Annotated in this window: 11 protein-coding genes and 1 pseudogene; 4 read left to right on the top strand and 8 right to left on the bottom strand. The window is 41.1% G+C overall.

The genetic code is table 11. The annotated features are described in order from the left end of the window. Positions 1-33 precede the first annotated feature (33 nt). The 5 genes from RMY27_RS31845 to acs all read right to left on the bottom strand — a co-directional run bounded on the left by RMY27_RS31845 (position 34) and on the right by acs (position 8,485). On the bottom strand, positions 34-1,203 hold the full coding sequence (locus tag RMY27_RS31845) for an alpha-amylase family glycosyl hydrolase (protein ID WP_322668816.1): 1,170 nt from the start codon (positions 1,201-1,203) through the stop codon (positions 34-36). Between the two features lie 283 nt (positions 1,204-1,486). Further along, positions 1,487-1,957 (bottom strand): cupin domain-containing protein, encoded by a 471-nt coding sequence (locus RMY27_RS31840; RefSeq protein WP_322668815.1) that lies wholly within the window; start codon positions 1,955-1,957, stop codon positions 1,487-1,489. A gap of 857 nt (positions 1,958-2,814) precedes the next feature. Beyond that, complete coding sequence (locus tag RMY27_RS31835; protein ID WP_322668818.1) at positions 2,815-5,376, bottom strand: CHAT domain-containing protein; 2,562 nt, start codon at positions 5,374-5,376, stop codon at positions 2,815-2,817. A 327-nt stretch (positions 5,377-5,703) separates the two neighbouring features. Then, the gene (locus RMY27_RS31830; protein WP_322668814.1) at positions 5,704-6,384 is read right to left on the bottom strand and encodes a tetratricopeptide repeat protein; all 681 of its coding nucleotides are present in this window, start codon (positions 6,382-6,384) and stop codon (positions 5,704-5,706) included. 127 nt (positions 6,385-6,511) lie between these two features. Beyond that, on the bottom strand, positions 6,512-8,485 hold the full coding sequence (acs, locus tag RMY27_RS31825) for an acetate--CoA ligase (protein ID WP_322668813.1): 1,974 nt from the start codon (positions 8,483-8,485) through the stop codon (positions 6,512-6,514). Positions 8,486-8,717: 232 nt separating this feature from the next. Between acs and RMY27_RS31820 the strand changes: the two genes are divergently transcribed. The 4 genes from RMY27_RS31820 (at position 8,718) to RMY27_RS31805 (ending at position 11,421) form a co-directional block, all read left to right on the top strand. After that, positions 8,718-9,362 carry a restriction endonuclease subunit R gene (locus RMY27_RS31820; RefSeq protein WP_322668812.1) on the top strand — a complete coding sequence of 215 codons (645 nt, stop codon included), beginning with the start codon at positions 8,718-8,720 and terminating at the stop codon, positions 9,360-9,362. Between the two features lie 22 nt (positions 9,363-9,384). Further along, positions 9,385-10,134: a Uma2 family endonuclease gene (locus tag RMY27_RS31815; protein WP_322668811.1), complete on the top strand. Its 750-nt coding sequence runs from the start codon at positions 9,385-9,387 to the stop codon at positions 10,132-10,134. Between the two features lie 92 nt (positions 10,135-10,226). Beyond that, on the top strand, positions 10,227-10,913 hold the full coding sequence (locus RMY27_RS31810; protein WP_322668810.1) for a hypothetical protein: 687 nt from the start codon (positions 10,227-10,229) through the stop codon (positions 10,911-10,913). A 67-nt stretch (positions 10,914-10,980) separates the two neighbouring features. Beyond that, the gene (locus tag RMY27_RS31805; protein ID WP_322668809.1) at positions 10,981-11,421 is read left to right on the top strand and encodes a hypothetical protein; all 441 of its coding nucleotides are present in this window, start codon (positions 10,981-10,983) and stop codon (positions 11,419-11,421) included. 177 nt (positions 11,422-11,598) lie between these two features. On the opposite strand, the pseudogene RMY27_RS31800 reads toward RMY27_RS31805, so the two are convergent. The 3 genes and pseudogenes from RMY27_RS31800 to RMY27_RS31790 form a co-directional block, all read right to left on the bottom strand. Next, positions 11,599-11,771 (bottom strand): annotated as a pseudogene (locus RMY27_RS31800) (transposase); the annotation flags it as partial. 359 nt (positions 11,772-12,130) lie between these two features. Next, positions 12,131-13,009: a peptidoglycan recognition family protein gene (locus RMY27_RS31795; RefSeq protein ID WP_322668807.1), complete on the bottom strand. Its 879-nt coding sequence runs from the start codon at positions 13,007-13,009 to the stop codon at positions 12,131-12,133. 294 nt (positions 13,010-13,303) lie between these two features. Next, positions 13,304-13,611, bottom strand: a 308-nt coding sequence (locus RMY27_RS31790) for a leucine-rich repeat domain-containing protein (protein ID WP_322668806.1), incomplete at its 5' end; no start/stop codon positions are given.

Here is a 13,611-nt window from a genome sequence, read left to right as displayed (position 1 = left end):
TTTGCAATTATACTTGGCTAGCCTTCTTTAGATTTACTTTATAAATAGTCTCTTATTGACAACAAAGAATCCTTCACTGCCTCGCTCCATTAGCAATACAGTCGGACTATCAATTACTGCTAAAACATTTTCTTTGGTATTTTTCCCCTGAGTTCTCCGTTGATGCATAATTTGGCGGAATTTGACACCATATTTGATAAAAGCAGCATCTCTATTATCCCAGTTGAGTATTAAAGGAGTGCCACTTTCTCTCGCCAAAATATAGGCTGTTGCGAGAAAAGAGTCAGAAGGATCGCTATAGGGGTTAATGGCATTGGAATTAATCTCACGGATAGTATCGTGGTTTCTGCCAAAAGTGACACTACGCGGATCGTTTATGGCTGTGGGAACTCGCAGAGAACGCAAATCGCCACCAAAGCTGAAGGCATTTTTCATTGAATTGTAGAGAACAAAATCTGTGACAGCAGCAATCCAATTATAATTTTCTGCACTGGTATCGCTATCTGTGATTACCTCAAGATAATTCCATGCTTTTCCTTGACTTTGTTGATCCACATAGCGGATGTACTCTTTGACAACATCTGCTGGGATATGCTTGGCAGCATCAAACCGAAATCCATCAATTCCTAAATCTAGCAATTTTTTTAAATGAGCTTTTTGAATTGTTTTAACATTATTGGTAAATTTCAATTCAGGAAGTCCACCTAACCAACAATTAATTTCTGAATCTCTGTTGCCATCACTATAATTAATGTTACAAGATTTTTTTCCTGGACGGTTTGAGTCCGAATTAAAGTCATTTATAGAAAGACCTGGAAATTTATTTAAATCTTCAAAATCATCATTGCCATCTAAATTAGCCATGTGATTGAAAACAACATCAGCAATCACTTTGACTTGACAACTGTGGGCTTTACTAATAAGGTTTTTTAAATTCAAGAGCGAACCTCTACCTTCGATAATGCTGTAGTCTAAAGGTTGATAGCGTGCCCACCATTCTGGAGCAGGATTAGATTTTTGGGCTGGAGAAATTTGAATGTGAGAATATCCTTGCTTCCCTATTTCACATACAAACTTTTCGATATCAGTGTACTGCTGATCAAATGCATGAAAAATCGCAGAAGGTTTTTCTCCTGCTGATGTCTTAATTGGGTAAATACAAGTTGTACAGATGACAACTGCACAGATGAAGATATTTTTCATCAAAGATATTACTGCTAAGACGTATCGTGTTTTACTATTAGTTTGCCAAATTACCTTGATGAGGTAAAGAGTTTAAATCCTTTCCCCCTTGCCCTTTCCCCTTTACCCAGACCTCGCAAGCTTGCTAAATGCAGGGTTTAAGACTAACTGCCTAACCAAACAATACTTTTCGGATAAGCCTAAAAATCTCTCTTTTTGCCTGAGAAAAGGTTAAAGGGCAAGGGGGAAAGGTGAATTCAAACCTTTTCCCTTTCCCCTTTCCCCGTTAACCAAAAAGTATTGCCTAACCAAATGCTTTAGCGTCTTTTTTATCAAAGATTTCCACAGAATCGCCACGTCGAATCATCCGTTTTCCCAGATGGGGAAAATCTGCAATTTCCACATCAAGATTTTCTCCTCCCATTAAGTAAACTAAGTTTTCGTCTCCTGTATTCCTGAGATGGTGGGCTACTGAAGGAGTTGGAAATGCCATAAAGTCTCCTGGGAAAACCTCAAATTCTTCCCCATCGATTTCTGCGATCGCTTGTCCTGATAAAATATAAATCCATTCTTCCTCACAGTGGTGGGAATGGTAAACAAAAGATTCTTTCCCCGCAGGAATAACAGCATAGTTGACCCCAGTCCGCTTTAGCCCAACCGTGCGTCCCATATATGTCCCCGATATTTCCGAATTTGGATTCCAAGGGTGAGAGAAGGTCTGCATACTGTCGGCAATCTCTTCAGCACGCAAAATGAAAGATTTTTTGTTTGTCATATTTATTCACTGTTTCAGTAAAACATTTCAGCAATCATTGTTCTCACGCATTCAATCTGGCTCAATCTCCTGCAATTCAATGACATCAAGTTCTATAAATTTCTATTTCAACATTATCTACTTATTACAAAGCTGAATTTAGGCAGATTATATTCTCATATCATGTCCGCATAATTAGTTATGCTAACCACAGTTATTACACCCCACCCCACTTGCGGGGCTACGGTGTACATACAAGTACTCAAATAGTTGATTAGCCAAGGTTTTACCCCACCCTAACCCTCCCCTTATAAAGGCAGGGCTGATTCATTCCATTTCAAACAGGATTTGTCAAGATGGTTAGCAAGAAAATTGTAAGTAAGCGTGACGAAGAGATGAATATTTAAGCACTGAAATATCAGTAAAATAGTTGGTTTCATCGGCACGCTAGTAACAAAATAACTAATTTTTAATTGCTATAACCCTTGATTTTTAAAGCTCTTTGGGGAATGAAACAGCCCTGGGGGATTAAGGGGGGTAATTCGACTTGTGTGTACACCGTAGGCTTGCGGGGAGACAAAGCTACGCTTTGGCGGGGTGGGGTTCTTCCAATACGGTTCGGATAAGCATTTTGAACTCAGAATTACCTTTGGGGAAAAGGTTAAAGGTTAAGGGTTAAAAGTTTTTCCCCCTTTCCCTTTCCCCTTTAACCGAACCGTATTGGGGGTTCTTCGGGTTTAATAAGCAATCAAGCGGACATGATATCAAACCAATGCTTGGATACTAAAGTGAAGAACTCTCCCCTGCTCCCCTGCACAAGATTTTGAGAGATGTGGTGAGAAATCCGGGTAGAAACTTCAATAAGTGGATAGAGTTTGTCAAAGCCAGTTACCAACTAAAACATAAGGTGCCCAGTAACCAGGACGACTGTAATTGGGATAATCATTTAACAACTTTACTTGGGCACGACGTAAGGCTTCAGCCTTTGTCACCTCAGTTTTAACTAACTCACGATAAAATTCACCAATTAAAATAGCAGTAGATTTATCATTGATATGCCATAGTGAAGCCAAGGTACTACGGGCACCAGCTTTCACGGATGCTCCTGCTAACCCTAGTGTGGCGCGATTGTCACCAGTAGCAGTTTGGCAAGCACTTAACACCAACATTTCCAAAGCTTCTGAGCGAGTTTGATCTCGACGGCGCAGTAGGCTATCAAATTCCGTGACGTTGATCGGGCCATCATCTGCAAGTATAAAAGTATTCTCAACATTGGAACTAAATTGACCGTGGGTTGCCAGATGTAACACATTAAATGGCACAGTATTTACCTTACTCTCTAGGTTTTTACTGTTGAAGTCTTGATTTAGTAACTGGGTAGTAGATGCGATCGCTTGGGAAATAGAGTCGAATTCTGATTTAATTTCTGGTAGCGGTGGAAATTCCTGTTGAAAGCCTTGTGGTGGTTGCACTAACCCGGCAGCTAGTACATTGAGTTTTGTTTGTGTCAAGGGTTTGAGTTCGAGTAACTGGAGTCCCAAGCTGAGTGCTACAGCGTATTTTTCTACCAGATATTGCTGACCGTCATACAGTATAGCCATTGGCACATTTCGCAATATGCCATCTAGTACAAATACAAGGGTTTTGACTCCACTATCCTTTAAATCTGACTCAATTTCTTTGATTAACCACCCATAGACTTCTTGTGATAACGCCTGCACTTCTTCATTGCGATCGGGTTCTAATAGATACTCTCTGAGTTGTTTTATAGTACCTTCTACCTCATTCTGTGACTTATTTACTGTATAACTACGCAATGGTTGTTGAGGAATTTTGACAATCACTTGAAGTTGAGTAGGCAGAATAATTGGATAAATAATTGCGGCTGTGGGATTATCTTTATCTACCACTGTGTCAAGCAAAACAGTTTTGGCATTAATGCAAGCTTCCCGAAAAAAGTCGTCTAATTCCGCCAGTTGAAGTGCTTCAATCCTCTGTCTAGCTTTGTCTAAGGTTAGTTCGCTTGGATGAGTTTGCTGAAACTGCAACAATAATTCTACGGACTCTCGATATACAGGTTCTACACTTTCTTTAAAGGAAAACTGGACATTTCTATTCATAACCACTAAGTCACTACGGAGAGTCTGCAACTCACTGATCGCAGTATCATAGTTAGCAATAGCGCTCTCTATCTCTCCCTGCTGTTTTAACAAGCGTCCTAACTGCCAATGCCAAAGATAAGCGATATCTGGGGCGTTGATTGTTTCGGCTACGAGCAGTGCCTGTTCGGTGAGATTCTGGGCTATTGACCATTGTTTAGTTTGTTTGTATACACTACCTAGAGTTCCCAGAGCAAAGCTCTCGGCTCGTTTATCTGCTAAATCTTGAGCTTGTTGCAAAGCTCTGGCGCAAATTTGAGCGATCGCTTCGGGTGTAGTCCCGAATTTCATCAAGCTTTGAGCTAGATTAATCTGTGCATAAATAGTTTTCACAGAAGCAGGTAGTTGTGCCAGTTGAGTTTGGATTTGCGGCAATAGTGTCTGCACGGCGGCTGTTTGTCCCGTGTTCACTAGTAAGTTCAACTGATTAACTTGAGCCTGAACTTTGCTAATTTGGTTAGGAGCGATCGCAGCAGCTTGCTGATAGAATTCTATTGCTCCTTTAAAATCTTGCTGTCCTTGTGCTGTGTTGCCTAAACTAAACAAAGCAGCGCTCACATCTTGGGGAGAATCCAATTTTTGGGCGATTGACAAACTTTGCTTTAATACCCGACGGGAATGATCCAAATCTCCAGCTAATTGCAGAGCATTCCCGAAAGCCCGTAATTCTACTGCTTTACTGACTGAATCAGGTTTTGATTGTAACTGATACTGCAATTTAGTCAAGATTCTTAAACCCTGACGGTAAAATCCCAAAACTTGCCATGCTTGTGCTTGATTGATGCGATCGCGGATAATGCCATTTTGATCGCCTAATTGCTTATAGCTGGCTTCCGCACGTTGCCAGGTGTTAAGTGCCTGTTCAGCTTGTCCCAAGTCTAGTTGAATACTACCTTGAATATCTAGAATTGGAGCCAAAACCTGAAGATTTTGGGCAGGAGATGATTTTTCGAGCAACTTCAAGCTATCTGTAATTGCCTGTTGCGCTGGTGGCAAATTACCCAGTTTTTGATATGCCAACGCCAAATTACTTAATGCTACAGCCTGCTGTAATTCATTGCCTTGACTGCCAAAACTTTTAACTGCTTGTTGCAAAACTTTAACCGCTTCTGCAAATTTTTCTGCCTCATACAGCACTTTCCCCTGTTGCAACAAGTCTTGTGTTTGTGCAGAAGGATTTTGAATTGACACTCCAAGAGTTGCGATATTTTGTGTCTCTATAGTTGCAGCAACAGGAAAAGCAATAACGCACAAAAAAGCTGTCACCAGAACTAAGAGCATGAAAACAGGCAACTTATGGATTTTAAAAGGATGAATCAACCATATATTAAATCCGTCACATATCCGTTGCCACTGATTGTTTTTATGAATCTTGGGTTTCATCACAATTCCTCCCTTGAATCTTGGAGTAACGAATTATTGACCACAAGACATAGCAGAGGGAATAAAAGGGTTTATCGTCATCAGTTTCAAACCTATTTTTTATTTACAACCCAAGATTATGCGACAATTGCCGCATAATCTTTGCCTTTGATCGCATTTCTGGCAAAGCATTCTTAAAGGCGATCGCAGCAACTCTTTTTAATTATCCACTGAATAATATTATTTTCAGGAAACACCAGGATCATCAGCAGTTTTGATCTCTTTTAAAATTCGTTCTACTTGGTTAACTTTTTCACCTCTATTCTGTTCTTTGAAAATATTTAAAGCTTTTTCTAAAGAAGATAGCGCCTCGTCTTTTTTATTTGTTTGCCACAATGCTAGTGCAAAATTAGTTAGCCCTTCGCCATAATTAGGATTAATTTCCAGAGCTTTTTGATATTCAGTAATGGCTTCTTGCCAGCGACTTTGGCTTGCATAAACCATACCGATCGCATTGTAAGCTAGAGCGTATTTTGACCGGAGGCGAATAGCTTCTCGAAAAGAGCTAATTGCATCTTCTGGTTTCTTTTGCCGAAAAAGTACATTTCCTAGTTGAAAGTGTCCGAAGGCATCTTCTGGGAATTTTTTAATTAATTTGCGTAAATTTTCCTCTGCACCTGTTAAGTCTCCCTGACTAAATAAATTATTGGCTTGTTGCAGGAGTTGCGATCGCTCTGGTGTCCCTGTGTCTGAAAACTGTGCTAGTTGTTGTGGTTGTCTCCGTGCAGACTGTTCTGGCGAATGCAAAGAACCTTGTCCAGGAACCGCTAAGACTAATGGTGATATCCCCATTACACTTATAATACTCAGCATCATACAGCCAATAGGTTGAACAAATGCTGATTTGGATTTGTACTTCACCTTCATCGCCTTGAATGCCTCAATAATGTTCTAATCTTTATGATAAATTGGCCTGCGTTAGCGCGTAATGCATCACAAGAGAGACGATAAGGGCGCATATATGTACGCCCCTATTAAGCTCATTGGCAATTATTTACACACCTTCCCGTAACTTATCCAACACACCCCGATCTTCTAATGTTGAAGTATCTCCAGAGACTTCTTGCCCAGCAGCTAGATTCCGCAATAAGCGCCGCATAATCTTACCCGATCGCGTTTTGGGCAAAGCATCTGTAAAGCGGATTTCTCCGGGACGAGCGATCGCACCAATTTCTTTGACAACGTGCAGTTTGAGTTCTTTACTCAGTTCTTCACTTCCCTGATAAGTGCCTTCTAAAGTCACAAAAGCAACTACTTCTTCACCCTTAAGTTCATCTGGCTTACCCACTACTGCCGCTTCTGCAACTGCTGGATGCGAAACTAAGGCTGATTCTACTTCCATTGTACCGAGTCGGTGTCCTGATACGTTCAGTACGTCATCCACACGACCCATTACCCAGAAGTAGCCGTCTTCATCTTGCCTTGCACCATCACCAGCAAAGTAAGTATAGTTACCATCCTTGGGTGGAATGTGTTCCCAGTAGGTGCGGCGGAAGCGTTCTGGATCGCCGTAGACTGTCCGCATCATTCCTGGCCACGGATGTCGCACTGCTAGATAACCGCCTTCGTTATTGGGTACGGTGTTTCCTTCCAAATCCACGACATCTGCAATAATTCCTGGGAAGGGAAGAGTTGCGGAACCGGGTTTTGTGGGGATTGCTCCCGGTAGCGGTGTAATCATAATACCGCCGGTTTCCGTTTGCCACCAGGTATCAACAATTGGACAGCGATCGCCACCAATTACTTTCTGATACCACATCCAAGCTTCTGGGTTAATCGGTTCGCCGACGGTTCCCAACAAACGCAACGAAGACAAGTTTCGTGCATTGGGATGTTGTTCGCCCATCTTAATAAATGCCCGAATTGCCGTAGGTGCGGTATAAAAAATATTCACACCGTATTTTTCAATTACATCCCAGAAACAACCAGGATTAGAAGCACGGGGCGCACCTTCATACATTACAGTGGTTGCACCGTTGGAAAGAGGACCATAGACAATGTAGCTGTGTCCCGTAATCCAACCTACATCGGCGGTACACCAATATACATCTGTGTCTTGAAGGTCAAAGATCCACTTGGTGGTTATGTGGGTATACAAATTATAACCAGCAGTTGTATGCACTACACCCTTCGGTTTGCCCGTACTGCCAGAAGTGTAGAGGACAAACAGCATATCTTCGCTGTCCATTGGTTCGGCGGGGCAATCTGCTGATACTCCTTTTTGCAAATCATGCCACCAATGATCGCGTCCGCCCAACTGCATATAAGTTTCTTGTCCGGTGCGCTTGACAACGAGGACATTTTCTACACTGGGAACAGCACCATCAGCTAAGGCTTTATCTACCTGTTCTTTGAGAGGGACGATCGCATCTTTGCGCCAACCACCATCAGCCGTGATTACCAGTTTAGCTGTAGCATCAATTAAGCGATCGCGCAAAGCTTCGGCACTAAAACCACCAAATACTACGCCGTGGGGTGCGCCAATTCTGGCACAGGCTAACATAGCGATCGCAGCTTCCGGAATCATCGGCATATATATACCAACGCGATCGCCTTTTTTTACACCCAGTTGCTTCAATACATTGGCAAACTGGCAAACTTCCCGGTGCAGTTGGGCGTAAGTTAGGGTACGCGAATCACCTGGTTCTCCTTCCCAAATCAATGCTGCTTTATTTTTGCGCCAGGTAGTGAGATGTCTGTCAAGGCAGTTGTAAGAAATGTTTATTTTACCACCAACGAACCACTTAGCAAAAGGTGGTTGCCAATCTAATACTGTATCCCATTTTTGGAACCATTCTAATTCTGTTCCAGCCAAATCTGCCCAAAATTGCTGTGGATCGGCTTTGGCTTTATCGTAGAGGCGCTGATAGTCTTCCAGGCTTTTGATATGGGCATTCTGCGAGAATTCCGAGGGAGGATGGAAGAGGCGATTCTCTTGGAGGATTGATTCTATAGTTGGTTGAGACATGGTTAGTTATGAGTGCGATCGCTATTGTTACTAAAAACCATTCTTAGCCCAATTGTGCTAGACAATGTTTAGATTTTCGTTAAGCTAGATAGAAATTGCCGAGTTATTTAGTTTACATTGATTTTTATCTAGCAAAAGCAAGCGAGCAAGAAATGTAAAGACGTTACATTGCAACCTATCTACCGCCAATGTTGCAAAATATAAGTAGTCTTGACAAACAACGCCTGAAACTATGACGCTCACTGTTGAAGCTAGCAGCTTATCTCTCAACGATGTTCATCGCTTTCTCAAACTAGAAGAACTTTCAGATGGTTCATTCACAGACTTCTTAAATTTAGAACCGTTGACAAAGTTTGAACAGGAAGATTTATTGCGAATTAGAAACGACTTCCGTCGTTATCTCAGGCTTGGTAAAATTTCTGAAGGGTTGGTGAAATTTATAACGATCGCACCATTAATGCGGTTAGCGGGATTTTACGATGTGCCGATTCGGTTGACAATGGAAGATAGCATTGCGATCGCAGTCGAAGATGAAGACAGAAGAATTACCGGACGGATGGATATTTTAGCAATCAACAATCCCCAAAGTAATATTGCGCCGCCTTTTTGGGTTGTAGTAATTGAAACGAAAAATAGTGCGATTGAAGTGGGTGAAGGTTTACCTCAATTACTCACTTATGCTTTTAAAAGTTTAGACCAACAACCGTCTGTTTGGGGACTGGCAACTAACGGATTGCGTTATCAATTTGTTTATCTCAGATGTGACGAACAGCCAAATTATCAGTTAATGCCATTATTAAGTTTAAGCGAATCTCCAGATGCAATTGAGTTATTGCAAGTTTTCAAAGCTATTTGTCAGTTACCAAGTTTTCAGTAAATAAATTGCGGAGCGATCGCTGATGTCTGAACCTGCTACTCTAGAAATCATCTCTGATGGTATTTCAGAAGACGAAGTTATTTTTCCTCCTGGCGATATACTGAGTGACGAACCACCCTTGGAAAGTGACCTACACCGAGAACAAATCGATTTGCTGATTCGCATCCTCAAATTGTGGTGGCGAGATAAACAAGATTTTTATGCTTCTGGCAATTTGACGATTTACTACAGTCCTAACCAGAAAAAATCAGAATATTTTCGCGGCCCAGACTTTTTTGTAGTTTTGGGAACCCAGAAAAAAGACCGTAAAAGTTGGGTAGTTTGGCAAGAAGACGGCAAATATCCAAATGTGATTGTGGAAATTTTGTCAAGCTCAACGACAGCAGTTGATAAAGGTTTAAAAAAACAAGTTTACCAAGATACATTCCGTACACCAGATTATTTCTGGTTTGACCCTGTAACAATGGAACTTCAAGGATTTCATTTAGTTGATGGTAAGTATCAAGAAATCCAAGTAACCACTGATGGCCGTTTGTGGAGTCAGCAGTTAGAACTTTATTTGGGAGTTTATGAAGGTAAATTAAGATTCTTCACTACTGAAAATGAATTGATACTATCATCAGAAGAATTGGCGGAACTTCAACGTTTACGTGCCGAACAGGCAGAAGAACGTGCCCAACAGGCAGAAGAACATGCCCAACAAGCAGAGCAAGAAATTGCTCGACTGCGGGAGGTATTACGTACACAGGGCATCGACCTAGAGAATATTTAATGACATCAGGAAATTAACTAAAGACATTTTCAAGTTAAAATCTAGTTAAAAGTGTGTAAAAAAAGCGTAATCTTCTGAAAGTAGGGCATCGTTTGCAAGCACAAGAAATTAAGGATAAGCTAAAGTCCCTTATCGAGCAAGCCTCCTCGATAGATCATAATTTAGCGAGAAGATTAGATGAAATCAATCGCTGGGTAAAGGATATTAAGCCAGGTTCCCTGACTGCAAAACCTTTTGTCCTTGCCTTTCTCCTAGAGGTGATTACGGATTCTACAATTTGGCTGATAATCAAATCCCTACCTTCAGAAGAACAAAAAGCAAAATTCGAGCAAATGACGCCGATTGAGAGATATTGGTATGGTTATCTCTTTCCCAGATGGTTCAATGCAAGTGACTCCAAGTTTTATATTTGGAAACAAAAACTAATGGCAGGCGAATTTAATCAGGTAGATCATGATATCATTAAATCTATAGCTCAAGATATTGTCAGTCGAGAAGGTAGTTTTTGGCAGCGTTATATTGCCGACCTTTCTATGGCAACAGATTTAATTGTTAGTCGTAACAATCAACCACTGTGCATTCAAGTTACCAGTGTTAGTGAAGAACTTAATCATCAAAAGTACGAGGCTTGGCAAAATACACTGCGATCGTGGGAAATCGAGAGAGGATTGTTCTTAAGTTACAATCCTAAGGATGCTAATTTTGTGAACCAGTTAGTCAACGTGGCCCTGTATAACAGTGATTATCTTTCTGGTGGCAAATATTTAAAATTTTCGTGAAATTTCAGGAATTTGATATTTCAGATTTGTGTCTAGCCTACATACTTACGTGCTAATTAGAGCTTTTATGGCTAATCAAAGAGAAACTCACTGCAACAATCAAGTAGATACGTTTGCTGAAGCTTTAGCGACAGCACGACAAATGCAGCAAAACTGGCTAACTTATGGGGTTGATTTTGTCAATATTTACGTTGAAGATGTGGAGGGAGACTGGCTTGAAACGTGGGGACATGATGAAATATTAGGTAATTTTCAATTAGATACTATTAAAGAATTTCTGGTAAGTAATGATAGTGTAGCTATTAGGGTAAGAGAGCATTTAGGAGAGCGATCGCTCTTTGATTTTGCATTAAACTTAGATGAATCTTGGAGAATTTCCCAAACCAATGACAGGTTATCTGCTGTAAAAAATCTGTTAGCTGGTGAAGGACATAGTATTGATACAGATGACATCAGGTTATTAGATTTAGCAGATAGTCTGGTGGTAAAGTTGGCAGAGATTTTGTGAAATTTTTAGTTGCGTAGTGGTAGAGTAAATCTTGAAGTTTTATGTTGGTTGCCCTTGGGTGGCATGTAGGCGATCGCTTTTCCAGATAAGCTTTAATAATCTTTAGAATGTGCAATTTTTATCACTGTTAGTAGCAAGGGTTGATCTTGAATCTTGACTTTAAAGACAAAAGTTGCATGGTGAATTCCAAAAATCATACGCTGCACTTTCGCCGCTATGTCTCTACAAGCTTGAGGTACGCTACTAGCTGGCTGCGCTGCCAAATCTTCCACAATACGTACTAAGCGCTTGTTTCTTCTCTCATCTCCTAAGTCTGTTTGTTGCAATTCTGACTCTGCCCATTTTTGCATGATGCACCATCACCCGCAACTATACTTTCTCTCAAAACTATACCCATCAAGCGTTTCGCTCTATTTTTAAGTATTTTGTCTGTTTGTTAAGAGGTTGTTTGAAAAGTAGTTAGCTGTAATTTTAATTACATTATCACCCCCCCCCTTAATTCACCCTTGTAAAGGGGGGAAACAAGAAAAATCTGGTTCCCTCCCCTTTCTAAGGGGAGGGTTAGGGTGGGGTAAAAAATATTTGATACATCAATTATGACTTTTCAAACATCCTCTAAGAAAGATCCGGGTAATGGATAACCCCAAGGGAGAGGGGCTGGGGGTGAGGGCAAAATATGGCAAGATCCCAGCCCACAAGATTGAATAATTTATTTGCTGACTTGATAAATTGGTTTAACCTGACGATAAGTATTAAGTAAGCTGAGAAATTTATTCCCATCAAAATTTATCGGGTCAACTTTTTTACCAGAGCGGTCTACTAAATGGTGCGTAGTGATGCGATCGTCCGGGACTTGACTTTGAGCAATTAACCAAGCAAGAGAATTATATTGAGCCTCCGTATAGCCACTATGGGTTTGTTGACTGCCACTGTCATAACTATCTGGGGGTGTTTCCAAAGAGACGTGATAAGCAAAATTATTCACAGACGCGGGTAAAGTTGGATTAGTCTGCACAGTTTCCACTCCCTGTGGAGTCTCAAATACTGAGTTAGCTGCACCAAAAGCCCGCTTTTCTGGTGGTACTAGATAAACTACCGTTCCGTCTAACTTGATTAAAGCGTGGTAACTTGCTTGCACACTTTCATCGTCATGGGCTACTTGAAAGAAATTGATGGCGCTAGAAGCTGAATAACCAGTTTCATGGATGACGATAATTGGTTGGTTGGTGAGAGGAAGTCCGTTAGCATCTTGGGTATACCGTTCTCCATAGTTAGTTGGGTTAACTGCGACAACTTGATAATTAGGTCTGTACTGTGCAAAAGCTTGAGTGGTTACATACCTTGCTACAGGCTGGTTAGTCTTGACTGGGGACTTGATAACATTTTGAAATTTCTTCTCTGGCTCTTTCGCTGATTGAAATTGCGCCTGGGGATATTTACTGAAAGCTGTAACCTGTGGATTGGCTGCACGGGATATTGTCGGATTGTTGTGTAATTTTGTTGCTCGTCCAATTAGCAGCACTACAATTAAAGTGGCGAACATCAGCCAGATTAGTAGCACTCTAGTCACCCAGTCTGTAAACTTCATTTTTCTAATACCCGTAAAACGGTAGATATTAATTTATAGCTAAACTGGCGTGTCAGTTGTAGAGGCGCACTTCTGTAAACCCCTACCGCTCATGGTATCCAAATAATAATCGCTATAATACCTTAATTCTAGTCAAATATACCTTGATAATCCCTGCAATAGTGCTGTTAAAAGCCATTTAATTTCAATGCCGTGGGTAGTGGATTCGCGGGTGTGAAAGTCTTCATCGTGTAGCGCTGTTAATGATGTTTTACCCGCATCCTCTTCACCAACTACTAGCAGCTTAGAAAAATATTATCCTTTAGCTTCTAACCTGGCTCGAAGATAGGTCAAAATTGCCTCCGTTCCCTGCTCAACAATTTCAGGCGGTGGCGAGCTTAATTGTGGATTGTTAGAGAGGAATAGCATTCTCAAGTTGGAGAGTTGGCAGATTTCTGGCGGCAGGCTGCTGAGTTGATTATTAGCGAGGAATAGCATTCTCAAGTTGGAGAGTTGGCAGATTTCTGGCGGCAGGCTACTAAGTTGATTGTTATTGAGGGATAGCCACTTCAAGTTGGAGAGTTGGCAGATTTCTGGCGGCAGGTTGCTGAGTTGATTGTTAT

It is taken from the genome of Nostoc sp. DedQUE09 (assembly GCF_034530915.1).
Lineage (GTDB): Bacteria > Cyanobacteriota > Cyanobacteriia > Cyanobacteriales > Nostocaceae > Nostoc.
The sequence above is the reverse complement of the archived record's forward strand: the minus strand, read 5'-3'. Positions and strand labels throughout refer to the sequence as shown.